Annotated in this window: 22 protein-coding genes and 1 tRNA gene; 11 read left to right on the forward strand and 12 right to left on the reverse strand. The window is 63.2% G+C overall.

Annotation, left to right across the window (positions count from 1 at the left end; translation table 11 throughout):
• Window positions 1–242 precede the first annotated feature (242 nt).
• The 9 genes from AC0QUY_RS22915 to rpsA form a co-directional block, all read right to left on the reverse strand.
• The gene (locus AC0QUY_RS22915) at window positions 243–1,583 is read right to left on the reverse strand and encodes a bifunctional folylpolyglutamate synthase/dihydrofolate synthase (protein ID WP_475388504.1); all 1,341 of its coding nucleotides are present in this window, start codon (window positions 1,581–1,583) and stop codon (window positions 243–245) included.
• Window positions 1,580–2,521, reverse strand: a complete 942-nt coding sequence (gene accD / locus AC0QUY_RS22920) for an acetyl-CoA carboxylase, carboxyltransferase subunit beta (protein ID WP_161851081.1) — start codon at window positions 2,519–2,521, stop codon at window positions 1,580–1,582. Before accD ends, AC0QUY_RS22915 begins: the two co-directional genes overlap by 4 nt.
• Before the next feature lie 154 nt (window positions 2,522–2,675).
• Window positions 2,676–3,512 carry a tryptophan synthase subunit alpha gene (gene trpA / locus AC0QUY_RS22925; protein ID WP_475388505.1) on the reverse strand — a complete coding sequence of 279 codons (837 nt, stop codon included), beginning with the start codon at window positions 3,510–3,512 and terminating at the stop codon, window positions 2,676–2,678.
• Entirely contained in the window at window positions 3,509–4,726 is a 1,218-nt protein-coding gene (gene trpB / locus AC0QUY_RS22930) for a tryptophan synthase subunit beta (RefSeq protein WP_475388506.1), read from the reverse strand. Before trpB ends, trpA begins: the two co-directional genes overlap by 4 nt.
• Window positions 4,723–5,382: a phosphoribosylanthranilate isomerase gene (locus AC0QUY_RS22935; RefSeq protein ID WP_475388507.1), complete on the reverse strand. Its 660-nt coding sequence runs from the start codon at window positions 5,380–5,382 to the stop codon at window positions 4,723–4,725. Before AC0QUY_RS22935 ends, trpB begins: the two co-directional genes overlap by 4 nt.
• Window positions 5,383–5,445: 63 nt before the next feature.
• Window positions 5,446–5,838: a LapA family protein gene (locus AC0QUY_RS22940; protein ID WP_475388509.1), complete on the reverse strand. Its 393-nt coding sequence runs from the start codon at window positions 5,836–5,838 to the stop codon at window positions 5,446–5,448.
• Between the two features lie 79 nt (window positions 5,839–5,917).
• Window positions 5,918–6,223 carry an integration host factor subunit beta gene (locus AC0QUY_RS22945; protein ID WP_057837498.1) on the reverse strand — a complete coding sequence of 102 codons (306 nt, stop codon included), beginning with the start codon at window positions 6,221–6,223 and terminating at the stop codon, window positions 5,918–5,920.
• A gap of 171 nt (window positions 6,224–6,394) precedes the next feature.
• Window positions 6,395–7,375 (reverse strand): signal peptide peptidase SppA, encoded by a 981-nt coding sequence (gene sppA / locus AC0QUY_RS22950; protein WP_161851076.1) that lies wholly within the window; start codon window positions 7,373–7,375, stop codon window positions 6,395–6,397.
• Window positions 7,376–7,643: 268 nt separating this feature from the next.
• Window positions 7,644–9,374, reverse strand: coding sequence for a 30S ribosomal protein S1 (rpsA, locus tag AC0QUY_RS22955; protein ID WP_161851075.1), 1,731 nt, complete (start codon window positions 9,372–9,374; stop codon window positions 7,644–7,646).
• Window positions 9,375–9,853: 479 nt separating this feature from the next.
• Between rpsA and AC0QUY_RS22960 the strand changes: the two genes are divergently transcribed.
• Window positions 9,854–10,024: a hypothetical protein gene (locus tag AC0QUY_RS22960; protein WP_161851074.1), complete on the forward strand. Its 171-nt coding sequence runs from the start codon at window positions 9,854–9,856 to the stop codon at window positions 10,022–10,024.
• 82 nt (window positions 10,025–10,106) lie between these two features.
• Here the strand turns inward: AC0QUY_RS22960 and cmk are convergent, their stop codons facing one another.
• Entirely contained in the window at window positions 10,107–10,736 is a 630-nt protein-coding gene (gene cmk / locus AC0QUY_RS22965) for a (d)CMP kinase (protein ID WP_161856314.1), read from the reverse strand.
• 250 nt (window positions 10,737–10,986) lie between these two features.
• Between cmk and AC0QUY_RS22970 the strand changes: the two genes are divergently transcribed.
• Complete coding sequence (locus AC0QUY_RS22970) at window positions 10,987–11,976, forward strand: Bug family tripartite tricarboxylate transporter substrate binding protein (protein ID WP_475388510.1); 990 nt, start codon at window positions 10,987–10,989, stop codon at window positions 11,974–11,976.
• A gap of 18 nt (window positions 11,977–11,994) precedes the next feature.
• On the opposite strand, the gene aroA is transcribed toward AC0QUY_RS22970, so the two are convergent.
• Window positions 11,995–13,332 carry a 3-phosphoshikimate 1-carboxyvinyltransferase gene (gene aroA, locus AC0QUY_RS22975; RefSeq protein WP_475388511.1) on the reverse strand — a complete coding sequence of 446 codons (1,338 nt, stop codon included), beginning with the start codon at window positions 13,330–13,332 and terminating at the stop codon, window positions 11,995–11,997.
• Between the two features lie 143 nt (window positions 13,333–13,475).
• On the opposite strand from aroA, the gene AC0QUY_RS22980 reads away from it, so the two are divergent.
• The 3 genes from AC0QUY_RS22980 (at window position 13,476) to AC0QUY_RS22990 (ending at window position 14,428) form a co-directional block, all read left to right on the forward strand.
• Window positions 13,476–13,895 carry a TIGR02300 family protein gene (locus AC0QUY_RS22980; protein WP_161851071.1) on the forward strand — a complete coding sequence of 140 codons (420 nt, stop codon included), beginning with the start codon at window positions 13,476–13,478 and terminating at the stop codon, window positions 13,893–13,895.
• A gap of 65 nt (window positions 13,896–13,960) precedes the next feature.
• Window positions 13,961–14,036 (forward strand) — tRNA-Ala (locus AC0QUY_RS22985).
• A 155-nt stretch (window positions 14,037–14,191) separates the two neighbouring features.
• Window positions 14,192–14,428, forward strand: coding sequence for a GIY-YIG nuclease family protein (locus tag AC0QUY_RS22990; protein ID WP_475388512.1), 237 nt, complete (start codon window positions 14,192–14,194; stop codon window positions 14,426–14,428).
• A gap of 8 nt (window positions 14,429–14,436) precedes the next feature.
• Here the strand turns inward: AC0QUY_RS22990 and AC0QUY_RS22995 are convergent, their stop codons facing one another.
• Window positions 14,437–14,895 (reverse strand): MarR family winged helix-turn-helix transcriptional regulator, encoded by a 459-nt coding sequence (locus tag AC0QUY_RS22995; protein ID WP_475388514.1) that lies wholly within the window; start codon window positions 14,893–14,895, stop codon window positions 14,437–14,439.
• A 166-nt stretch (window positions 14,896–15,061) separates the two neighbouring features.
• Here AC0QUY_RS22995 and AC0QUY_RS23000 point away from each other — a divergent pair, with 166 nt between their 5' ends.
• The 6 genes from AC0QUY_RS23000 (at window position 15,062) to AC0QUY_RS23025 (ending at window position 21,413) form a co-directional block, all read left to right on the forward strand.
• Window positions 15,062–15,487, forward strand: coding sequence for an organic hydroperoxide resistance protein (locus AC0QUY_RS23000; protein ID WP_161851068.1), 426 nt, complete (start codon window positions 15,062–15,064; stop codon window positions 15,485–15,487).
• A gap of 186 nt (window positions 15,488–15,673) precedes the next feature.
• Window positions 15,674–16,870: a CaiB/BaiF CoA transferase family protein gene (locus tag AC0QUY_RS23005; protein ID WP_161851067.1), complete on the forward strand. Its 1,197-nt coding sequence runs from the start codon at window positions 15,674–15,676 to the stop codon at window positions 16,868–16,870.
• Between the two features lie 223 nt (window positions 16,871–17,093).
• The gene (ugpB, locus tag AC0QUY_RS23010; RefSeq protein ID WP_161851066.1) at window positions 17,094–18,407 is read left to right on the forward strand and encodes a sn-glycerol-3-phosphate ABC transporter substrate-binding protein UgpB; all 1,314 of its coding nucleotides are present in this window, start codon (window positions 17,094–17,096) and stop codon (window positions 18,405–18,407) included.
• A gap of 82 nt (window positions 18,408–18,489) precedes the next feature.
• Complete coding sequence (gene ugpA / locus AC0QUY_RS23015) at window positions 18,490–19,371, forward strand: sn-glycerol-3-phosphate ABC transporter permease UgpA (protein WP_475388515.1); 882 nt, start codon at window positions 18,490–18,492, stop codon at window positions 19,369–19,371.
• Window positions 19,371–20,219: a sn-glycerol-3-phosphate ABC transporter permease UgpE gene (gene ugpE / locus AC0QUY_RS23020; RefSeq protein ID WP_161851064.1), complete on the forward strand. Its 849-nt coding sequence runs from the start codon at window positions 19,371–19,373 to the stop codon at window positions 20,217–20,219. Before ugpA ends, ugpE begins: the two co-directional genes overlap by 1 nt.
• A gap of 105 nt (window positions 20,220–20,324) precedes the next feature.
• Window positions 20,325–21,413, forward strand: coding sequence for a sn-glycerol-3-phosphate import ATP-binding protein UgpC (locus AC0QUY_RS23025; RefSeq protein ID WP_475388516.1), 1,089 nt, complete (start codon window positions 20,325–20,327; stop codon window positions 21,411–21,413).
• Window positions 21,414–21,547: the final 134 nt, after the last annotated feature.

Genomic DNA, 21,547 nt, shown 5'->3' on the forward strand with positions numbered 1-21,547 from the left:
TCGATTACAGCTCCGCTGTTCTGTCTCACAATGCGACAACGATGCTACGGCAACCTACCTCATTTGGGTGAAACCAGCCTGCAACATTATCCTTGTTTCCTATTGCGGAACTCAGGTTCCTACTCGCGGCTTTCAGACACGTTGGTTAGTCTTTGCAAACACCGGGGCTGGCGAATTCCATAAACAATCAATTATTTCTTCCCGGGCGGCCGCTGGAAGCAATTCCAGCGGTCATTTAATTTCTAGCCTGGTGGCGTGCCGTTGATCGCGAGTACATGGCCGGCAAGATAGAGCGAGCCGGTAATCAGAATCCGCGGCGGCACTTCATAGGCGAGACGCGAGAGTGCGTGCAGCGCGGCTTCGACGCTTGCAGCATTTTCCACGCGCATGCCGAGCGCGCGGGCCGCATCCGCCACCCGGTCCGGCGGCATCGCGTTGTCGCGGCCCGGAATCGGCACCGCCATGATGTGGCGCGTGAGACCTGCGAAATTGGCGAGGAACGCGCCGACATCCTTGTTCGCCATCATGCCCGCGATCACCACCAGCGGCCGCGACACCCGCTCTTCGAGATCGCCGAGCGCCGCCGCAGCAACACGGCCGCCTTCGGCATTGTGTCCGCCGTCGAGCCAGATCTCGCAGCCCTTCGGCCCCTGATCGACCAGCGCGCCTGCGACCAGCCGCTGCATCCGCGCCGGCCACTCGGCGCCAACGATGCCGGCCTCGAATGCCGGCATCCCGATCCTGAACGCCTCGATTGCCCGCAGCGTCGCAATCGCAAGCCCGGCATTGTCGAACTGATGCCGGCCGAACAGTTTTGGCGCCGCAAGGTCCATCAGGCCGCGCTCGTCCTGATAGACCAGCCGTCCGCGCTCGACGCCGACATGCCATTGCTGGCCTGCCGTATGCAGCGGTGCGCGCATGCGATTGGCCTGTGCTTCGATCACCGACATCGCCTCCACCGCCTGCTCCGCGCAAATCACCGGCGCGCTGCGCTTGATGATGGCGGCCTTTTCGCCCGCAATCGCAGTCAGGGATTTACCGAGAAACTCGGTATGGTCCATGCTGACCGGCGTGATGACAGTGGCGACCGGCCGGTCGATGACGTTGGTGGCGTCCAATCTTCCGCCGAGACCGGTTTCCAGCAAGACGACATCGGCGTCATGCTCCGCGAACAGGCAAAACGCCGCCGCGGTTTCCATCTCGAAAATCGTGACCGGCTCGCCTGCGTTGACCTGTTCGCAATGCTCCAGCACCCGGCGCAACTCGGCATCATCGGCCAGCCGTCCGCCTCCGCTCTCGCCGATGCGATAGCATTCGTTGATCCGCACGAGATAAGGTGAAGTGAAGACGTGGACGCGCAGCCCTGCGGCTTCGAGGATCGCGCGCAAGTAGGCGATCGTGGAGCCCTTGCCATTGGTGCCGGCGATATGGATCACCGGCGGCAGCGTCCGCTCGGGATGATCAAGCCGCGCCAGCAGGCGGTGCATGCGATCGAGGCTGAGATCGATGCGCTTTGGATGCAGCGCAGACAGCCGCGCGATCAACTCACCGAGCGGCTGAGGATTGGCGGCCGGTAGGTTCACGCGTGGGGCGCGGCCGGCACGGCTTCCGGCGTCGAGACGATCTGGGCGGGGTCCGTGACCTGCGGCGAAGGCTTGGAGGCTGTTTCAAGCGGCGGCGATTTGGTCAGGATCCGGCACAGCCGCGCCAGCGTCGGACGCATCTCGTGACGATGCACCACCATGTCGATCATGCCGTGGTCGAGCAGATATTCGGCGCGCTGGAATCCTTCCGGCAGCTTCTCGCGGATGGTCTGCTCGATCACGCGCGCGCCGGCGAAGCCGATCAGCGCACCCGGCTCGGCAATATGAACGTCTCCCAACATCGCATAGGACGCGGTAACGCCGCCGGTGGTCGGATTGGTCAGCACCACGATGTAGGGCAGCTTCGCTTCGCGCAGCATCTGCACGCCGACAGTCGTACGCGGCATCTGCATCAGCGACAGGATGCCTTCCTGCATGCGCGCGCCGCCGGAGGCGGCGAACATGATGAAGGGCGATTTCTTTTCGAGCGCGAGTTCGAGCCCGCGCACGATCGCTTCGCCCGCGGCCATGCCGAGGGAGCCGCCCATGAAATCGAAATCCTGCACCGCGATGACGACGCCGGCGCCTTCCAGCTTCCCGTAGCCGACCTTGATGGCGTCGTTCAGCCCGGTCTTGGCGCGGGCATCCTTGATGCGGTCGACATATTTGCGCTCATCGCGAAACTTGAGCGGATCGGCCGTCACTTCGGGCAGCGCGATGTCGTACCAGGTCTCGTTGTCGAAGATCGACTTCAGCCGCGCCACCGCGCCCATGCGCATGTGGTAGTTCGAGCCGGGGATGACGAACTGGTTGGCCTCGACGTCCTTGTAGAACACGAGCTGTCCGGAATCCGGGCACTTGATCCACAAATTCTCCGGCGTCTCGCGCCGCAGGATGTTGCGGATCTTCGGCCGGACGACGTTGGTGAGCCAATTCATGTTTCGCTCCGAATGCGGTTAACGCATTGACTGGAATATATGGCGGCCTGGCCTGGACCCGGCAAGCCGCTGCCTCCTAGTTTGGCATGATCTTTTCGGAAAACCGGTCTCCACTTCCGGATCATGCCCCGCCTATTTCCACGCAAATTGTGGCTTATTCCGCAGCCTGCTTCGCGCCCCGGACGCCCTGCGCCAGCGACGCCACCAGATCGGCCACCGCGGCCACCGTCTTGGAGGTCGCCTGCCCCTGGGTGTCGAGGCTGTCGCGCAACGCGTCGACCAGGGCGGTGCCGACCACGGCGCCATTGGCCTTCTCGGCAATCGCGCGCGCCGCCTGCGGGGTGCGGATGCCGAAGCCGACGCAGACCGGAAGCTTGGTGTGGCGCTTGATGCGGGCGACTGCATCGCCGACGGTCTTCGAATCGGCCGCGGCAGCGCCGGTGATCCCGGTGATCGAGACGTAGTAGACAAAGCCGGAGGTGTTCGCGAGCACGGCGGGCAGACGCTTGTCGTCGGTGGTAGGCGTTGCGAGGCGGATGAAGTTGAGCCCGGCCTTCAGCGCGGGAATGCAGAGCTCATCGTCCTCCTCCGGCGGCAGGTCGACGATGATGAGGCCATCGACGCCGGCGGTCTTGGCATCGGCGAGGAACTTGTCGACCCCGTAAATGTAGATCGGATTGTAGTAGCCCATCAGCACCAGCGGCGTGGTGCTGTCTTCCTTGCGGAAGCCGCGCACCATCTCGAGCGTCTTCCGTAGGGTCATGCCGCCCTTGAGCGCGCGCAGGCCCGCAGCCTGGATCGACGGACCGTCCGCCATCGGATCGGTGAAGGGCATGCCGATCTCGATGATGTCAGCGCCGGCCTTGGGCAGCGCCTTGATGATGTCGAGCGAAGTCGCGGGATCGGGATCGCCGGCCATCAGGAAGGTGACGAAAGCCGAGCGGCCTTCTTTTGCGAGCTCGGCAAAGCGTGCGTCGATACGGGTAGTCACTGCTTCCTGCCTTTCAATATCTCCGTGATCTGCGGAATGTCCTTGTCGCCGCGGCCGGAAAGATTGACCACCATCAGGTGGTCCTTCGGCCGCTTCGGCGCGAGCTCGGTAACCTTGGCGATTGCGTGCGCAGACTCCAGCGCGGGCGGAATGCCTTCCAGCCGCGACAGCAGCATGAAGGCGGCAAGCGCTTCGTCGTCGGTCGCGGAAAGATAGGTGACGCGGCCGGTCTCGTGCAGCCAGGAATGCTCCGGGCCGATGCCGGGATAGTCAAGCCCTGCCGAGATCGAATGCGCATCCTGGATCTGGCCGTCATCGTCCATCAGCAGATAGGTGCGGTTGCCGTGCAGCACGCCGGCCCGGCCGCCGGCGATCGAAGCGGCATGGAGTTGTGTCAGCCCATGCCCCGCCGCTTCGACGCCAAAAATTTCGACCGAGGGATCGTCGAGGAAGGGATGAAACAGGCCCATCGCGTTGGAGCCGCCGCCGATGCAGGCGACCAGCGAATCCGGCAACCGGCCTTCGGCCTCCTGCATCTGCTTGCGCGTTTCGTCGCCGATCACCGACTGGAAGTCGCGCACCATCATCGGATAGGGATGCGGCCCCGCCACCGTGCCGATACAGTAGAAGGTGTTGTGCACGTTGGTGACCCAATCGCGCAGCGCCTCGTTCATGGCGTCCTTCAGCGTGCGCGTGCCTGACTGCACCGGCACGACCTTGGCACCCAACATCTCCATGCGAAACACGTTCGGCGCCTGACGGGCGACGTCCACCGCGCCCATATAGACCACGCATTCCAGACCAAAGCGCGCGCACAGCGTTGCGGTGGCCACGCCATGCTGGCCGGCGCCGGTCTCGGCGATGATGCGCTTCTTGCCCATGCGCCGCGCGACCATGATCTGGCCGAGCACGTTGTTCACCTTGTGCGAGCCGGTATGGTTCAGCTCTTCGCGCTTCAGATAGATCTTGGCGCCGCCGAGATGCTCGGTGAGCCGCTCGGCGAAATAAAGCGGAGACGGCCGGCCGACATAATCCTTGAGATAGCCATTCATCTCGGTCTGGAATGACGGATCGGCCTTGGCCGCCGCATAGGCCTTTTCCAGATCGAGGATCAGCGGCATCAGCGTTTCCGCGACAAAGCGGCCGCCGAAATTACCGAAATGCCCGCGCTCGTCGGGGCCGGTGCGGAATGAATTGGGCAGGCTTGGATTCATCGGACCATCAGTTCTTCGCTGGCGCGCGCGGCGCGAATGAAATTGCGGATCAGCTCGGGATCCTTGACGCCGGGCGAGCTTTCGACGCCGGAGGACACATCGACGCCGCCGGCGCGGGTGACGCGAACCGCCTCTGCCACGTTGGCGGCGGAAAGCCCGCCCGAGACCATGAACGGCAGTTGGAGGTCGAGCTTTTCCAGCACGTGCCAATCGAACACCGCGCCCAGCCCACCGGGCCGCGTGGCGTCCTTCGGCGCGCGGGCGTCGAACAGGATGCGATCGGCCACGTCGGCATAGCCCGGCAGCGCGGCGAGATCGGCCGACGTTTCGACCGCGATTACTTTCATCACCGGAAGCGAAAACTTCGCCTTGATGTCGCGCACCCGCGCGATGGTTTCCTTGCCGTGCAGTTGCAGGAGATCCGGCCGCAGCGTCTCGACGATGTTTTCCAGCGTCGCATCGTCGGCATCGACCGACAGCGCCACTTTGGCGGCGCGGCCTTTGGCCAGCCTGCCGAGTTCCCGCGCGGTCTCGAGGCTGAGATGGCGCGGCGACGGCGGAAAGAACACGAACCCCACCATGTCGGCGCCCGCTTCAAGCGCCACCTCGAGCGTCTCGCGCGTGGACAGGCCGCAAATTTTGACGAGCAGGGACATGGTTTCTCGGGCGCATAGTTCGAGCCCCGTAACCGGCTGGAACCGGGGCTGACGGGGCGGGTTCTACAACGTCGCGCCCTGCTTGTCTCGCCCGGCGGCCCCATAGAGTCCGTAACTAGAGGGCGCCGGAAGCCGCTGCTGATCGCCCCGGGACACCGCCGCCGCAGCCCGCAAATCGGCCGTTTCCGCCCTGGCACGACGGGCATCCGCCTCATGGTGGCGCGCCGCCCGGCGCCAGTGCCGCTGGCGGAACCAGGTCGCCATGCCGCCGGCCACGACCCCCAGAATGGCCACCGTAATGATCACGGCAAACAGCGGCATGCTCACCGCGATCGCCGGATCGGCGGCATTGAAAGGGTCGAACGACACGGTCACGAAATGGCGGTTGGCGACCGCAAAGACGATGAAGATCAGCCCCAGGGGAATGACGACCAGCGCCGTGAAGAACTTTCGCATGACCATCTCTCGGTGTGATGGAGAAAGGCGGGTACGAGCCCCGCAACACGGCTACATCCAGTCAAAGCCCGGAAAAGCTTTACGCGCCGGCCTCGGGCGAGCTGTCGTCGCGGTTCAGCCGCTCGCGCATTTCCTTCCCCGTTTTGAAGAAGGGGACGCTCTTCTGGTCGACCGGCACATGCGCGCCGGTGCGTGGATTGCGGCCTGCGCGCGCCGGGCGATGCTTGACTGAAAAAGCGCCGAAGCCGCGCAGCTCGACACGGTCGCCGCGTGCTAGAGCCGCGACGATCTCATCGAGGATCGCGTTCACAATGTTTTCCACATCCCGCTGGTAGAGGTGCGGGTTGTGCTCGGCGATGCGCTGAACAAGTTCGGATTTGATCATCGAAGTTGGGATCCGGGATCGTGCGGATATCCATTTCCGTGAAAATACCTTGAACTGTCAAGACGCTAAATCACTTTTGGGCAACGCGATATGGCATGCCCAGCCGCCCGGAAGGGGTTTGTGACAACACCCGCGGTGCGGGAGAACGTGGCGAAGAGCAGCCGCTGCGGTTCAATTGGCGGCTGCAGGGCGCCACAACGCCAGCATGCCGTCGAGACTGAGCTGATCCACCGCTTGTGCAACGCCGGCCTGCTCGATCTGGCGCGCGATGGAACTCAATCCGAGCGCATCGAATGCGATGGAAGCTGCCGCGCGCAGGAAAGTCAGGTCGCCGAACTGCGGGGTGAGCTTGAAGTCGCGCACCGGCAGGTCGCTTTTGATCTTCTTTTCGGCCACCAGCCACGCAACGGCTGATTTTTCGTCGCCGAGTTGATCGACCAGCTTCAATTCGACCGCCTGGCGGCCGGTGAAGACGCGGCCATCCGCGACCTTTTCGAGCAGCGCCTCATCCATGCCGCGCCGATCCTTCACCAGGCCACGGAACCAGGCATAGGAATCCTTCACCAGCGCATCGAGCGCGGCGCGGGCCTCCGGGCTGGTCGGCTCGAAACCGTTGGGCGCAGCCTTTAACGGCGAGGATTTCACTTCCTCGACCTTGACGCCCACGGTCTTCATCAGCTCGGTGAAATTCGGAAATTGAAACAGCACGCCGATCGAACCGACCAGCGAGCTCTGGCGAGCAACGATATGATCGGCGGCGAGCGCCGTGATGTAACCGCCCGACGCGGCCAGCCCTTCGACCACCACGACCAGCGGCTTCTTGGCCTTCAGCCGCACCAGGGAATCATAGAGCTGTTCGGAGCCGGCCGTGGTGCCGCCCGGCGAATTGATATGCACGATAACGGCCACGTGGCTCGATTTCTCCAGCCGCTCCAGCGCCTCGACGCGCTGCTGGTCGCTGCGGATCAGCCCCTCGATATTGACACGCGCGATCGATCCCGACGCCGTCAGCGCAGCCGGACCGCTCCTGGTCGCGAGCACGCCGACGGTGACGATCGCGGCGATTGCAACCAGGCTGGCCACGACGCGCCAGAATGTCAGCTTCCGGCGGATCCTGCGGCGATCGACGATCACGTCCGAATCGAGCGACATCGAATTTCTCCTGAAATATCCCGGTCGTTTTGCATCCGCAGCGCTAGCGAAGCTTTACCTGATTACATCAATTGCGGTGCAATATGAAGAAAACAAGACCCCTGCCGTCCACGTCGTAGCCCGGATGGAGCGAAGCGCAATCCGGGGCAAGTTCATCCGCGGCAAGGACCCCGGATTTCGCTACGCTACATCCGGGCTGCGGGAAGAGGGAAACAAAAAGGCCCCGGTTGAAACCGGGGCCTGATGTCGCAGACAGATAAGCGAACGCTTACTTCTCGCGGTTCTTCAGCGCGGTGCCGAGAATGTCGCCCAGCGTCGCCCCCGAATCGGAGGAGCCGTACTGCGCGATGGCTTCCTTCTCCTCGGCCACTTCCAGCGCCTTGATCGAGACCTGCACCTTGCGGGCCTTCTTGTCGAACTGGATGACGCGGGCATCGACCTTCTCGCCGACGGCAAACCGTTCGGCGCGCTGATCGTTGCGGTCACGGGCGAGTTCGGAGCGCTTGATGAAGGTGGTGAAGTCGGTGCCGGAGATCTTCACCTCGATGCCGGCTTCCTTCACTTCGAGCACTTCGCAAGTCACGACTGCGCCCTTCTTGACGTCGCCAGGTTCTGCGAAGGGGTCGCCTTCGAGCTGCTTGACGCCGAGCGAGATGCGCTCCTTTTCGACATCGACGTCGAGCACCACGGCCTTGACCATGTCGCCCTTCTTGAAGTTGTCGATGACCTGCTCGCCCGGAAGTTTCCAGTCGAGGTCGGACAGATGGACCATGCCGTCGACGTCGCCGTCGAGACCCAGGAACAGACCGAACTCGGTCTTGTTCTTGACCTCGCCTTCGACGGTCGAGCCGACCGGGAACTTCTCGACGAAGACTTCCCAGGGGTTGCGCATGGTCTGCTTGAGACCGAGCGAGATGCGGCGCTTGACCGAATCGACTTCCAGAACCTGCACTTCGACTTCCTGCGAGGTCGAGACGATCTTGCCGGGGTGCATGTTCTTCTTGGTCCACGACATTTCCGAGACGTGGATCAGGCCTTCGATGCCCGGCTCCAGTTCGACGAACGCGCCGTAGTCGGTGATGTTGGTGACGCGGCCGGTGAAGCGCGCGTTCAGCGGGTACTTGGCCTCGATGCCCTGCCACGGATCGTCCAGCAACTGCTTCATGCCGAGCGAAATGCGGTGGGTCTCGTGGTTGATCTTGATGATCTTGACCTTCACGGTCTGGCCGATGGTGAGCACCTCGGTCGGGTGATTGACCCGGCGCCAGGCGATATCGGTGACGTGGAGCAGGCCGTCGATGCCGCCGAGATCAACGAACGCACCGTAATCGGTGATGTTCTTGACCACGCCGTCGATCACCTGACCTTCCTCGAGGTTCTGCACCAGCTCCTGGCGCTGCTCGGCGCGGGTCTCTTCGAGAACCGTGCGGCGCGACACCACGATGTTGCCGCGGCGGCGATCCATCTTGAGGATCTGGAACGGCTGCGAGTTGTTCATCAGCGGAGCGACGTCGCGGATCGGACGGATGTCGACCTGCGAGCGCGGCAGGAAGGCAACAGCACCGTCGAGGTCGACCGTGAAGCCACCCTTGACCTGGTTGAAGATAACGCCGTGAACCTTCTCGTTGTTGTTGAAGGCCTTCTCGAGCTTGCCCCAGCTTTCCTCGCGGCGCGCCTTGTCGCGCGACAGCACGGCTTCGCCGAGCGCATTCTCGATCCGGTCGAGGAACACCTCGACTTCGTCGCCAACCTTGAGATCGCTTTCGCGGCCGGGGCCGGCGAATTCACGCAACGCGACGCGGCCCTCGGTCTTCAGGCCGACGTCGATGACGGCCATGTCCTTTTCAATTGCAACTACCTTGCCCTTGATGACGGAGCTTTCCTGCAGATTGCCGCCGGCGAAGGACTCGTCCAGCATTGCAGCGAAATCGTCGCGGGTAGGATTATAAGAAGCAGCAGTCGAAGCCATATGTTCTCCAGATGCGGTATTGCCGGCCATTCGGGTTAAGGGACGCGTCGCGCGTGAAGTGTCAGGGGTCCGCAAACCCTAACGACCGCATTTTGCGGGAGTAGCGCAAAAGCGGGCCGGCAGCATGCCTGCACGTTCGATACGTTTGATTTATCCGGGCCTGAAAACCAGCGTGTCGACTTCAGGAGCCTGGAGCGGACTTTCCTCCAATGACGGCAGGGGCTGAAACCTCCTGCCGGCCCGCTCGGACAGCCCTGATCTTATCGACGGTAGCCCGGATGGCCGTGGATATAGCCCCAAGGGCCATTTTCGGCAAGCCGGAAATGGCCCGATTTACGGGCCCTTAAGGCTGACGGACGCTAACCATGGGCCGTGCTTTGGGACCGCGCATTCAACCCCTTGTTGACCGCATGACGCGAAAGGTCCGCAAGCCCAAGCAAGATGGAACCCGCCCTTAAGCGCCCGCCCCACACGATGGCACGGGTCCAAAAACAGGGAGAGCTCCACCCATGAAGAGCCTGATCGCTCTGACCGCCTTCGCCGTCTTTACCGTCGCCGTGGCCGTTGCCGGCAAGCCGGCCGCTTTTGCGACCGACAAAGCGATTGCCGCTGCCAAGTCGAAGCCCGTCATGATGGCCGAGCAGCAATTGCCGTTCGACCGCGCGCGCTCGAAGAACTGACAAAATCCAGCTCAATTGCGAGGGCTTGAAGCCGGGGATGCCCTGCGCCTCCTGCCGCACAGCCTGACCCGATACCGAAGCTTCACCGCCTGGCGCGGACGGCCTCGACGATCGCAATGGCGGCGCTCACGCTGGCCTCGATATCGAGATTTGAGTTATCGAGGATATGGGCGTCGGCCGCGGCCTTCAGCGGTGCGGCCGCGCGGTTCTTGTCCCGTTCGTCGCGCTTCAGGATGTCCGCCAGTACCATCGCCTCGTCGGCGGCTTCGCCGCGCGCCAGCGCTTCCAGCGTCCGGCGCTGGGCCCGCACCTGCGGATCGGCAACGACAAAGATCTTCACGTCGGCATTCGGGCAGATCACCGTACCGATGTCGCGCCCGTCGAGCACGGCGCCCGGCGGGTCGGCCGCGAACTGGCGCTGAAAATTGACCAGCGCCTCGCGTACCCTGGGGATGGCCGACACGACTGAAGCTGCGTCGCCGATGCGCTGCGTTTTCAGCTCGGGATGGCCGAAATTTTCGGGATCGAGTTCCATCGCCACCGTGACGGCGCGCGCCTCATCGGTGAGATCAAAACCCTGATCCAGCAGCGCCTTCGCCACCGCGCGATAGATGACGCCGGTGTCGAGATGGCGATAGCCGTAATGGTGAGCGAGCCGCTTGCCGAGCGTACCCTTGCCGGATGCCGCCGGCCCGTCGATAGCGATGATCATGAGTGCCATGTGCACAGAGCGGCGATGATGGTCAAGACCGCGCGCCAAAGGTTATTGACGGCCGCGTGGAGGCGTCCGCGCCGGGACGGTCGCGTCTCCCGCCGGGAATATGAATTCCGCAGAGCGAACGGATGCGCCCCAGATGCGTCCAAATGTTTCCTCGCCCAGGCCGTTGCCCCCCTTTAATCTGAAACCTGCCCGGGAATTCCATTCAAGGATCTGCAGAAATAGCACCGGCGGGAGGGACACAATGAGCGCCATTTCACGACGTCGTTTTATCGGCAGCGCAGCCGCCGCCTCGGCGATCCCGCTGATCGGGTCCTCGGCCCATGCGCAGACCGACTGGCCAACCAAGCCAATCAAGATCATCGCCGGCTATCCCGCCGGCGGGCAGACCGATTTGTTCGCGCGTACCTATGGCGAATATATCCGGACCGAGACCGGCCAGAACGTGACGGTGGAAAACAAGGCTGGCGCCTCGGGATCGGTCGCAGCGGTTGAAGCCAAGCGCGCCGCGCCCGACGGCTACACGCTGATGTTCACGATCTCGACGACCATGATCATGAACCGCGTTCTGATCAAGGACATCGCTTACGACGCCGAAAAGGATTTTATCCTCGTCTCGATCATGCCGGCGGGCAGTCTGCCGTTCGTCGCCAGCGAAAAGACCGGCGCCAAGACCCTCGATGAATTCATCGCCTATGCGAAGAAAGCCGAGAAGGTCAACATCGGCACCTATGGCGCCGGGTCATACGCGCACATGGCGGTCGCCGAGATGAACAAGCAGTACGGCCTCAAGATGGAAGCGGTTCATTATCGCGGCGAGGCACCGATGTGGACCGATCTTGCCGGCGGATTTATCGACGGCGCCCACGGCAGCTATTCCGCGGCACTTTCGGTCCTGCAAAGCGGCCGCGGCCATGCGGTCGCGGTTTCGCGCAAGCGGATGTCGACATTGCCGGATGTCCCCTCGTTCAAGGAGCAGGGCGCGACATCGCGCATCTTCCAATTGACCGGCTTCCAGTGCTGCGCCGCTCCCGCCGGCACGCCGACGGACGTCATTCAAAAACTCTCAAAACTCCTCGTCGCCGCCGGCAAGACCGAAAAGGTGCTGAAGGTCATGAAATCGTTCGGCGTCGATGACACCGCGATGACCTTCGAGGAGACGCAGAAATTGTACAGGGAAGAATCGCCGGTCTGGCTTGAGGCGGTGACGAGCCTTGGGCTTGCGCCGTCCTGAACCCAGCAAGCCCGCCTCTCACGAAAACTCCGCGCCCAGCGCGCGCATCATCGGAATGAAATCCGGGAAGCTGGTGGCGATGAAGGCGGTGTCGTCGACCTTGACCGGCTTGTTGGCGGCCAGTCCCATCACCAGCGCCGACATCGCGATACGATGATCCATGTGGGTGGCGACGAGACCGCCGCCCGGCACGTGGCCGCGGCCCTCGACGATCAGGTCATCGCCGGCAATCTCGACCCTGACTCCGTTGACGCGCAGCATGTCGGCAGTCGCCTCCAGCCGGTCGGATTCCTTGACGCGCAATTCCTGCAGGCCGCGCATGATCGTCGTGCCTTCCGCGAACGAAGCCGCAACCGCCAGCACCAAATATTCATCGATCATCGAGGGCGCGCGCTCCGGCGGCACCTCGACTCCGCGCAGTTTGGAGGCACGCACGCGCAAGGTGGCCATCGGCTCGCCGGCGTCGCCGCGAACATCGTGCTCTTCAATGGACGCGCCCATCTCGCGCAGCGTCGTGAACAGGCCGGTGCGCAGTGGATTGGTCATGACGTCGGAGAAGGTTACGTCGGAGCCCTCGACGACCAGCGCCGCCACGACCGGAAATGCCGCCGACGACGGATCGGCCGGCACCACGACTTCGGCGCCATGCAGTTCGGGCTGGCCGGTGAGCGCGATCTTGCGGCCGTGGCTGCCTTCCCTGGCCGAGACGATCTCGGCGCCGAAATGTTTCAGCATCAGTTCGGTGTGGTCGCGGCTGGCTTCCTGCTCGATGACGGTGGTGACGCCGGGCGCGGCAAGCCCCGCCAGCAGCACTGCCGACTTGATCTGGGCCGAGGCCACCGGAGTCCGATAGAGGATCGGCACCGGATCGCGCGCGCCATGCAGCGTCAGCGGCAGGCGGCCGCCTTCCCTGGTCTCGCCGGCCTTGGCGCCCATCAATTCGAGCGGATCGAGGATCCGGCGCATCGGCCGGGAGCGCAGCGAGGCATCGCCGTCGAACACGGCCGAGATCGGGCAGCCCGCCACCGCCCCCATCACCAGCCGGCACCCGGTACCGGAATTGCCGAAATCGAGCGGGGAGGCTGGCTGGGCGAAGCCGGCCACGCCGACGCCTGCGACCTTCCAGGCAAACGGTCCGGTCCGCTCGACCTTGGCGCCCAGTGCCTGCATGGATTTGGCCGTGTTGAGGACGTCTTCGCCCTCGAGCAGGCCTGAAATGCGGGTTTCGCCGACCGAAAGTGCCCCCAGAATGAGGGCGCGATGCGAAATCGACTTGTCGCCGGGAACGCGGACTTTCCCGGTCAGGGGGCCGCCGGCGCGGGATTCCAGCGGTGTTTGGGCGGTTGAGTGGGTCAAGATTGTGGTCCTCTGCGGGGGCCGCAGTATCACATGGGCCCCAGCACGTCACGCTGCCGTCAAATGCGACAAACTGCTATTGACACCAGCCCCTCAACTAGCCAAGTGAAGCACCGTTTTTCAGAATTTCCCAGGATCCACACGTGGCTAAATCCGATCTCGGAACCAAACGTATTTGCCCGACGACGGGTAAGAAATTCTACGACCTGAACAAGAACCCGGTGATTTCGCCCTACACTGGCGAGGTCGTGCCGATTGCGCCGATTGCGCCGCCCCGGGCCGCCCGTGGCGATGCCGCACGCGCCGCTGCCGCCGCGACCACCGCTGCCGACATGCCGGAGCCCGCCGAGGCCGAAGAGTTGGTCTCGCTCGAGGAGGCCGATGCCGAGGAGAACACCGGCAAGGTCAAGGCCGTGGTTCCCGAATCGGAAGACGACATCGAGATCGACGAGACCATCGAGGACGATGACGACGACGATTCCACCTTCATTCCGGACGAGGAAGAAGGCGATGAAGACGTTACCGACATCATCGGCGACGTCGGAGGTGATGAAGAGACTTGAGATCGTCCCTGAACTGTGGTTCAGGGACATGCCCGCACGCCGAATTTGAGGCGCGCGATTCTTAAGGGGCCATAGCTCAGCTGGGAGAGCGCTTGCATGGCATGCAAGAGGTCGGCGGTTCGATCCCGCCTGGCTCCACCAGCCTTCGCTTGCTTCGCAAGCTACGGCTCGGCAAGCCAGCCGAGCTCCATCGTAGCGAAGCAAGCGAAGGCTGCCGCGGCGTAGCCCGAAGGGCGAAGCCGGGCCTCGGCAAGCCTATCGGTCGAGTGTAGGCTGGACGGCGGGGGCGATCCGCCATGAAGTACGTCTACATTCTCGAAAGTCTCGACTCGCTACATTTCTACGTTGGAATTACCGATGACCTACGTGCGCGACTGGCCAAGCACAATGCTGGTGAAGTCCCGCACACATCGAAGCATGGACCGTGGAGGATCAAGACTTACGTGGCCTTCAGCAATGCGGCGCAGGCGTTCGCCTTCGAAAGGTATCTGAAGTCGGCGTCCGGCCGCGCCTTCGCCAAGAAGCGCCTCTAACCGCCCCCCTACTCCCCAAGCACCGCATTCAGCCGGTCGCGCAGCGCGACGATCTCGTTCTTCATCGAGACGAGTTCGCCAACCGAGCAGGCTGACGCCGCCAGAATCGATTGCGGCACGGCTCTCGCTTTTTCCCTGAGCGACTCGCCCTTGATCGTCAACGCGATCAGCACCTGCCGCTCGTCCTCGGTGCTGCGGGTTCGCTTGATTAGGTCGGCGGCCTCCAGCCGTTTGAGCAGCGGCGTCAGCGTGCCGGAATCCAGGAACAGCCGTTCGCCGATATCCTTCACCGGCACGCCGTCGCGCTCCCACAGCACCAGCATGACGAGATATTGCGGATAGGTCAGGCCGAGCTTGTCGAGCAGCGGCTTGTAGACGCGATTGAACGCGTGCGCGGTGGAATACACCGCGAAGCAGATTTGATTATGGAGCCGGAGCGGAAGGTCCGCCGAAGATTTCCTGGCCATCACGACCTCGTTAACGGGCAGCGCCCGGGCGCTGATTTGGGAACCTAAACGCTTGATTTCAATTGCATACAATCAAATTGTGCCGCCCGCAATATTTTATATTGCGCACAATCTAATTGTGTGCAATACATAGGCCATCGAAACGGCAGACCCAAGGGAGATCACCATGTCCGTGAACGTGCTCTACAAGACCAGCGCCAAAGCCACCGGCGGCCGTGACGGCACTGCCGCCACCCTCGACGGCGCGCTCGACGTCAAGCTCGCGACCCCGAAGGAGCTCGGCGGCGGCGGTGGCGCCGGCAACAATCCCGAGCAGTTGTTCGCGGCCGGCTATGCCGCCTGCTTCATCGGTGCGATGAAGTTCGTCGCTTCCCAGGGCGGTCCGAAGGTGCCCGCGGACGCGACCGTGACCTCCACCGTCGGCATCGGCCCGCGTTCGGAAGGCGGCTTTGGCCTCGACATCGATCTCGCCGTCTCGCTCCCCGGCGTTCCCAAGGCGGAAGCGGAAGCGCTGGTGGCGAAGGCGCACCAGGTGTGCCCCTACTCCAACGCCACCCGCGGCAATGTGGATGTCCGCCTGGCGGTCGTATAACGACCGGCCGTCGTCTGACAACACGATCCGGACGGCCCGCCGCTGCTATCGACGGGCCGTTCGCCCCGCGGAATTTTTGCGAGGTTGCTACCGCGTCATGCGGCTGTGCGCGCGACGCCATTGCCGCCGCGCCTGAAGACCGCTAGCTCAGGACCTCCATTCTCATCCTGAGCGAAGGTTTTCTCCATGAGTTCTACCGGCGCAATGACCGGCCTGCGCGTGATCGACCTGACGCGCGTGCTCGGCGGCCCCTATTGCACGCAAATCCTCGCCGACCACGGCGCCGACGTGATCAAGGTTGAACCGCCGGCCGGCGACGAGGTGCGCGACTGGGGCCCTCCTTTCCATGATGAGGACGCGGCCTATTTCGTCGGCATCAACCGCAACAAGCGCTCGATCGGGCTCGACCTCGCTTCCGAAGGCGGGCGCGCCGTGCTGATGAAGTTGCTGGAGACCGCCGACGTCCTGATCGAGAATTTCAAGCCGGGCACGCTCGACAAATGGGGCATCGGCAACGACGTGCTGCGCGCGAAATTTCCAAAGCTGGTGCATTGCCGGATTTCCGGCTTCGGCGCCGACGGCCCGCGCGGCGGCAATCCCGGCTATGACGCGATCATCCAGGCCATGACCGGCATGATCGCGGCGACCGGCTCGCCCGAAAGCGGCCCGATGCGAATCGGCGTTCCGCTGGTCGACATCACCACCGGGCTTTATGCGGCGATCGGCATCCTGATGGCGCTGTCGGAGCGGCAGCGTTCCGGTTTGGGACAGTTTCTAGAAACCACGCTGTATGAAACCGGCCTCGCGATCATGCATCCACATACCGCGAATTATTTCATGCATGGTAAGCCACCGGGCCTGACCGGCAACGAGCACCCGAACCTAGTGCCGTATGCGATCTTCCCGACCAAAACCGACAACATCTTCATCGGCGTCGGTAATGACGGCACCTTCCGCAAGCTCGCCAAGGAAATCGGCAAGCCCGAGCTCGGTACCGATCCGCGCTTTGCTCGCAACAAGGACCGGATTGCCAACCGCGACGCATTGCGCGCCGAGCTTGCTGCCGTGTTCAGCCAGCACGAGGCCGAGCCGCTCTGCAATCGCCTGCTGGCCGCCGGCCTGCCGGCCGGTCCGGTGCAAAAGATCGACCAGGCGCTGACCAATCCTCATACGCTGCATCGCGGCGATATCATCGAAAAGGACTGGTACAAGGGCGTCGCCTCCCCGATCCGGCTGGAGCGGACCAAGCCGAGCCTGCGCCGTACGCCGCCGAAATTCAGCCAGCACACATCAGAGGTGCTCGGCGAGTTCGGCTATTCCAAAGACGAGATCGCGGCGCTGGTCGCCAAGGGCGCGGTCTGCGGCTCGGACCGCAAGCGCTGACGCTCTCGTGTCCCGGGCGCGGCAGCGTGCAACGCTGCTCCGCAGCGCCCGGGGCACGTCATCGCTATTCGCCGCAGGCGTAAACGTCCCCTTCGCCTATTTTCCGGCTTCCCTCCGCGCCCGCTTTCCCCCTACCATCCTTTCGCTTATAGGGTCATTTGCACGTCATCCAGCGCTGTTATCGCGCGAAACGAAGGTGACGACCCCAACCCGGAGGAATTCCATGGCACTTCGACAATTCAGCGCAGCGGCGGCAGTGACTGTTGCGCTGGCGCTCGCAACGCCTGCCCACGCTGTGACCGAGATCCAGTGGTGGCACGCCATGACCGGCGCCAACAATGACGTCGTCAACAGGCTTGCCGAGGAATTCAATGCCAGCCAGGCCGACTACAAGGTCGTGCCTTCCTACAAGGGCAATTACCCCGACACGATGAACGCCGGCATCGCCGCGTTCCGCGCCGGCAACGCGCCGCACATCATCCAGGTGTTCGAGGTCGGCACCGCCACCATGATGGGCGCGACCGGCGCCATCAAGCCGGTCTACCAGCTGATGAAGGACGCCGGCGAGCCGTTCGACCCCAAGGCGTACCTGCCCACCATCACCGGCTATTACTCGACCTCGAAGGGCGACATGCTGTCGTTTCCTTTCAACTCGTCCTCCATGGTGATGTGGATCAACAAGGATGAACTGAAGAAGGCCGGCGTCGCCGATATCCCGAAGACCTGGCCGGAGGTGTTCGACGCCGCCAAGAAGCTCAAGGCCGCCGGCCACGACACCTGCGGCTTCTCCAACGCATGGGCAAGCTGGGCGCATATCGAGCAGTTCTCGGCCTGGCACAACGTGCCGATCGGCACCAAGGCCAACGGCCTCGACGGCTTCGACACCGAGCTGAAGTTCAACTCGCCGCTGCACGTCAAGCATCTGCAAAACCTCGTCGACCTGCAGAAGGACAAGACCTACAGCTATGGCGGTCGCACCAGCGCCAATGAGGCGCGCTTCTCTTCCGGCGAATGCGCAATCTTCCTGACCTCGTCGGGCTACTATGGCACCGTGAAGGCCACCGCTAAGTTCGACTTCACCTCCGCGCCGATGCCGTACTATCCGGACGTCGCCGGCGCGCCGCAGAACTCGATCATCGGCGGCGCTTCGCTGTGGGTGATGGGCGGCAAGAAGCCGGAAGATTACAAGGGCGTCGCCAAGTTCTTCACCTTCCTGTCGGACACCGGCCGCCAGGCCAAGCTGCACCAGGAGTCCGGCTACCTGCCGATCACCAAGGCGGCCTACGAGAAGTCGATCAAGGAAGGCTTCTATGAGAAGAACCCGGTCCTGCAGACCCCGTTGAAGGAGCTCACCAACAAGGAGCCGACCGAGAATTCCCGCGGCCTGCGCTTCGGCAACATGGTGCAGATGCGCGACCTCTGGGCCGAGGAGATCGAGGCAGCCCTCGACGGCAAGAAGACCGCCAAGGAAGCGCTCGACGCGGCCGTCTCTCGCGGCAACGCAATGTTGCGTACCTTCGAGAAGACTGCAAAGTAAGCGATCTGAAGGCTCACTACCGGCGCTCCCTCCCGTGACCCGGGAGGGGCGCTTGCATCACCCGGCAGACCGCGACGCCTGAATGGAAAAGTCCACCGTCTTCAACAACCGCCTGCTGCCTTATCTGCTGCTGCTACCGCAGCTCGTCATCACGGTTGTCTTCTTCTATTGGCCCGCAAGCCAGGCGATCTGGCAATCCTTCCTGCGCGAGGACGCGTTCGGCCTCGTCTCCGAGTTCGTCGGGCTGGAAAACTATCAGGCGCTGTTCGCTCAGCCGGAATACTACAAGGCGATGCTGACGACGGTGATCTTCTCGACGCTGGTCGCCGGACTCTCGTTGTCCATCGCGCTGCTGTTCGCGACGCAAGCCGACAAGAATCTCAAGGCGGGCGGCCCTTACAAGACGCTGATGATCTGGCCCTATGCGGTGGCGCCGGCGGTGGCCGGCGTGCTCTGGTTCTTCATGTTCCAGCCCTCGCTCGGCATGCTCTCCCGCCCGCTGCGCGGCATGGGGATTGACTGGAATCCGCTGCTCAACGGCAACCACGCCATGACCCTGGTGGTGATGGCGTCGGTGTGGAAGCAGATCTCCTACAATTTTCTGTTCTTCCTGGCCGGCCTGCAGGCGATCCCGAGGAGCGTGATCGAGGCCGGCGCCATCGACGGCGCCCGTCCGATGCGCCGCTTCTGGACCATCGTCTTCCCGCTGCTGTCGCCGACGACGTTCTTCCTGCTTGTGGTTAACATCGTCTACGTCTTCTTCGACACGTTCGGCATCATCGACGCCGTCACCGGCGGCGGACCTGCCGGCGCCACCACCACCATGGTCTACAAGGTCTACGCCGATGGCCGTCTCGGCGGCGACCTCGGCGGCTCGGCCGCGCAATCGGTCGTGCTGATGGTCATCGTGATCGCGCTGACCGCGGTCCAGTTCCGCTATGTCGAACGCAAGGTGCAGTACTGATGGTCGAGCACCGTCCGCTGAGTGACTTCATCGCCTACGCCATCCTGACGCTGGGCGTGCTCATCGTCGCCTTTCCGGTCTATCTCGCGCTGATCGCCTCGACCCACGACGCCGCGACCGTGGTCGGTGGCCATATGCCGGCAACGCCCGGCAGCCAAACGCTGGAAAACTACTACCGAGCCATCTTTGTCGGCGGCTCGCGAACCAGCCGCGAGCCGGTCGCCAACATGCTGATCAATTCCTTTGTCTCGGCGATCGGCATTGCGGTGGGAAAAATTTTCATCTCGATCCTGTCCGCTTACGCAGTCGTGTATTTCCGCTTTCCGTTTCGCAAGACCGCGTTCTGGATCATCTTCATCACGCTGATGCTGCCGGTCGAAGTGCGCATCTACCCGACCTACAAGGTGGTCGCCGACTTGCGCATGCTCGACACCTATGCCGGGCTGATCCTGCCGCTGATCGCGTCCGCCACCGGCACGCTCCTGTTCCGGCAATTCTTCATGACCGTGCCCGATGAACTGCTGGAAGCTTCGCGGATCGACGGAGCCGGCCCGTTCCGCTTCTTCTGGGATACGCTGCTGCCGCTGTCGGTCACGACCATGGCGGCACTGTTCGTGATCCAGTTCATCTATGGCTGGAATCAATATCTCTGGCCGCTTCTGATCACCACGCAGGATTCGATGCAGACCATCGTGATCGGCATCAAGAAGATGCTTGTGACCACCGATGAGCTTGCCGAATGGCAGCTCGCGATGGCGACGACGGTCCTTGCGATGCTGCCGCCCGTTGCGGTGGTCATCTTCATGCAGCGGCTGTTCGTGCGCGGCCTGGTCCAGACGGAAAAGTGAATGGCGAATAGCGAATGGCCAGTAGCGAATAGGGGTCATTCCCCTCGCCGGCGCGCTCTCTTCCCTATTCGCTACTCACTATTCGCTATTCGCTGAGAAAACTCGATGGCTAATGTAACCCTCCGCAACGTCCGCAAAACCTACCTTGGTGGCTTCGAGGCCATCAAGGGCATCGATTTCGAGGTCGGCGATGGCCAGTTCTGCGTGCTGGTCGGCCCGTCCGGCTGCGGCAAGTCCACGCTCTTGCGCATGGTGGCGGGGCTGGAGACCATCACCGGCGGCGAGATCGATATCGGCGGGCGCGTCGTCAACCAGATCGAACCCGCCGACCGCGACATCGCGATGGTGTTCCAGAACTACGCGCTCTATCCGCATATGAGCGTCTACAACAACATGGCCTACGGCCTGCGCAACCGCCGCATGCCCGAGCCCGAGATCAAGACGCGCGTCACGGAAGCCGCCCGCATCCTCGAACTTTCGGCAATGCTCGACCGCAAGCCGCGGCAATTGTCCGGCGGCCAGCGCCAGCGCGTGGCGATGGGCCGCGCCATCGTGCGGCAGCCGAAAGTGTTTCTGTTCGACGAGCCGCTGTCTAACCTCGACGCCAAGCTGCGTATCGCGATGCGGGTCGAAATCCGCAAATTGCAGCGCCGCCTTTCGACGACCTCGATCTACGTCACCCACGACCAGCTCGAGGCGATGACGCTGGCCGATATCCTCGTGGTCATGAATGGCGGCCAGGTCGAGCAGATCGGCAATCCGCTGGAGATCTACCAGAAGCCGGCGACCACCTTCGTCGCCTCCTTCATCGGCGCCCCGCCGATGAATCTGATGCCGCTGCGCTCGGACGAACTGAAATCGCAACTGGTCAATGATGCCCGCATTGGCGAAGCCGGCATCTTGGGCATCCGGCCCGAGGATTTCGTCATCACGAACGAGACGGTAACCGGCGGCGTCGCGCTCGGCCTCACCGTGGAAGCGATCGAGCGCGTCGGCGCCGAAACCTTCGTCTACGGCACAAGGCAGAAGGAGGAGCAGGGCGTCGCCGCCACCCCGGGCGAGCTGCCGCCGGGCGAAATCATCGTGCGGATTCCCGGCGCCGTCGGCCCCGCCATCGGCGAGCGAATCAGGGTGGTGGCGGCTAGCGACAAGCTGCATCTCTTTACCGCCGATGGACGGAAGCGGGTGGGTTGAGGTTGTCACCCCGGGGCGCGAAAGTACCCGCCGCGGCCGATTTACGCAGCTTTCAGAGGTGCTTGAACACTCCCCAAATCACCCCCATATTGTTCCTTGACCGGACGGCAAGTCGGCCGGCCGGTTGAATGGGG

The sequence above is a fragment of the Bradyrhizobium sp. WYCCWR15520 genome (assembly GCF_056174665.1).

Coding starts and splice junctions, on each gene's coding strand:
- accD (WP_161851081.1), bottom strand. CDS start 2,521: ATGAATTGGCTCACCAACGTCGTCCGGCCGAAGATCCGCAACATCCTG.
- trpB (WP_475388506.1), bottom strand. CDS start 4,726: ATGAATCCAAGCCTGCCCAATTCATTCCGCACCGGCCCCGACGAGCGC.
- AC0QUY_RS22935 (WP_475388507.1), bottom strand. CDS start 5,382: ATGTCCCTGCTCGTCAAAATTTGCGGCCTGTCCACGCGCGAGACGCTC.
- AC0QUY_RS22940 (WP_475388509.1), bottom strand. CDS start 5,838: ATGCGAAAGTTCTTCACGGCGCTGGTCGTCATTCCCCTGGGGCTGATC.
- AC0QUY_RS22945 (WP_057837498.1), bottom strand. CDS start 6,223: ATGATCAAATCCGAACTTGTTCAGCGCATCGCCGAGCACAACCCGCAC.
- sppA (WP_161851076.1), bottom strand. CDS start 7,375: ATGTCGCTCGATTCGGACGTGATCGTCGATCGCCGCAGGATCCGCCGG.
- rpsA (WP_161851075.1), bottom strand. CDS start 9,374: ATGGCCGGCAATACCGCATCTGGAGAACATATGGCTTCGACTGCTGCT.
- AC0QUY_RS22960 (WP_161851074.1), top strand. CDS start 9,854: ATGAAGAGCCTGATCGCTCTGACCGCCTTCGCCGTCTTTACCGTCGCC.
- cmk (WP_161856314.1), bottom strand. CDS start 10,736: ATGATCATCGCTATCGACGGGCCGGCGGCATCCGGCAAGGGTACGCTC.
- AC0QUY_RS22970 (WP_475388510.1), top strand. CDS start 10,987: ATGAGCGCCATTTCACGACGTCGTTTTATCGGCAGCGCAGCCGCCGCC.
- AC0QUY_RS22990 (WP_475388512.1), top strand. CDS start 14,192: ATGAAGTACGTCTACATTCTCGAAAGTCTCGACTCGCTACATTTCTAC.
- AC0QUY_RS22995 (WP_475388514.1), bottom strand. CDS start 14,895: ATGGCCAGGAAATCTTCGGCGGACCTTCCGCTCCGGCTCCATAATCAA.
- AC0QUY_RS23000 (WP_161851068.1), top strand. CDS start 15,062: ATGTCCGTGAACGTGCTCTACAAGACCAGCGCCAAAGCCACCGGCGGC.
- AC0QUY_RS23005 (WP_161851067.1), top strand. CDS start 15,674: ATGAGTTCTACCGGCGCAATGACCGGCCTGCGCGTGATCGACCTGACG.
- ugpB (WP_161851066.1), top strand. CDS start 17,094: ATGGCACTTCGACAATTCAGCGCAGCGGCGGCAGTGACTGTTGCGCTG.
- ugpA (WP_475388515.1), top strand. CDS start 18,490: ATGGAAAAGTCCACCGTCTTCAACAACCGCCTGCTGCCTTATCTGCTG.
- ugpE (WP_161851064.1), top strand. CDS start 19,371: ATGGTCGAGCACCGTCCGCTGAGTGACTTCATCGCCTACGCCATCCTG.
- AC0QUY_RS23025 (WP_475388516.1), top strand. CDS start 20,325: ATGGCTAATGTAACCCTCCGCAACGTCCGCAAAACCTACCTTGGTGGC.